This is a genomic window from Paenibacillus sp. AR247 (genome assembly GCF_002968895.1).
Classification (GTDB): Bacteria; Bacillota; Bacilli; order Paenibacillales; family Paenibacillaceae; genus Paenibacillus_AQ; species Paenibacillus_AQ favisporus.
The window spans coordinates 251,700-253,244 of record NZ_PCZT01000002.1 but is presented as its reverse complement, the minus strand read 5'-3'; the positions used below and the strand labels follow the sequence as shown (position 1 = coordinate 253,244).

The following is a 1,545-nucleotide window of genomic DNA, read 5'->3' as shown; positions in this document are numbered from 1 at the left end:
ATTGTAAAGCAAACGTTCAGCCCCTGGGTCGTCGGTCTCCTTGGCGCTGCCGGGCTGCTGACGGCGATCGTTCCGGGATCGATGCTGCTGATGACGACGGCATCGCTGATCGCCAACAACGTCGTCAAAGCGCTCCGTCCGCGGACGGACGACCGCACGGTCATGAGTTTGGCGCGCTGGCTGGTGCCGGTGGTGGCCGCGGTCGCGCTCATCTTCACGTTCAACAGCGGCTCGGCGATCCTGCTGCTGATGCTGAGCGGGACGGTTTTGTGTCGCAGCTGACGCCGGCGGTGGTCACAAGCTTCATGAAACGGAATCCGTTGAACAAGTACGGCGTGTTTGCCGGAGTGACGGTCGGCGTGCTGATCGTCGCTTATATCAACCTGATCGGCGCCACCATGGGCACCTTTTTCCCTGCGGCCCCGAGCTGGTTCCAGGATTTGAACGTGGGGATCGTGGCGCTGCTCGCCAACATCGTGGTTTCCCTGATCGTCAGCGCAGCGACCCGGTCCTTGTCCGCCAGCCGCGACAGCGCCGCTGCCGAGCGTGCGGCCGTCAAAGGTGCATGATCGGTGCTGTGAGCAAGCAGCGGGAAAAGTTAGAAAAATATCGTTATGACCGTGGGGTGAGCCTTTAGATCAAGGGGCCCCTTAATGGATGGACTGCCATTTGATAGGCATTTTTCGTTATACACGGTGCTTCGTGCCGGGAAAGTCCAGAAGATGGACTTCCCGGTTTTTTATATGTATTGGGGGGTTATTAGTACCTGAAGAATCTTGACCCTGTATGGAGCAAAAAAAAGACTTTTTGGATGAGATAAAATCTGTTAATTCCGCCTGCTTTAAGGTTCATTTAATATTGACCGGGTATACTGGCCCTGACCAAGAAGAAGGAGGACCTCATGCTCATGGGCAAACCGCGAATCGAAGAATGGACGCAGCTGCGTGGCCTCGCCTTTCTGGCGATCGTGATGCAGCATTCCATTGCCGAGTACATCTACAGGCCCGACATTGTGGCCGCGGATTCCACCATGCTGACGATGATCTACCACCTGACCCGTTTCGGAACGCCGACCTTTGTATTTTTGTCCGCCGTGCTGCTGTTCTACAACTATGGTGAACGGTTTCGGTACGGTCCGTTTATCCGCAAACGGTTCGGGGATGTGTATGTCCCTTTCCTGTGCTGGACGGTGATTTATTGGCTGTATGTCCACGTATTTACCCCATCTTTCTGGCAAAAAGGAGGTCAGGACTGGGGAGCGCTGCTGAAAGAGATGTTCGTTCCTCAGACGGGATACCAGCTGTGGTTTATCCTGATGATCTTTCAGTTCTACCTGCTGTTTCCGCTGTTTGCCTGGGCGTTCCGGGCGGCGCGGCGCGTGATCGGTCCTATGGAGGCGAAGAAGCGGGCAGGGGTGCTGTCCGCGATCCTGGGCGGTTCTTTTATGATCTACGCTGCTCTGCTGTATCTCTCCTATTACCGGATGGGGAGCTGGGCCGAAGGGCTTGGCGGACCCTGGTCCGTTTTGCTGCAGTACCGCAGCTA

2 protein-coding genes and 1 pseudogene are annotated in these 1,545 nt (G+C 56.1%); all 3 read left to right on the top strand.

The genetic code is table 11. From position 1 onward, the window contains the following. A pseudogene (locus CPT76_RS36945) lies at nucleotides 1–282 on the top strand (sodium:solute symporter family protein); the annotation flags it as partial. Beyond that, nucleotides 270–569, top strand: a complete 300-nt coding sequence (locus CPT76_RS36940) for a hypothetical protein (RefSeq protein ID WP_105441716.1) — start codon at nucleotides 270–272, stop codon at nucleotides 567–569. The pseudogene CPT76_RS36945 and the gene CPT76_RS36940, both read left to right, overlap by 13 nt. 338 nt (nucleotides 570–907) lie before the next feature. After that, the coding region (locus CPT76_RS01595) for an acyltransferase (RefSeq protein WP_181152651.1) at nucleotides 908–1,545 on the top strand (638 nt) is incomplete at its 3' end.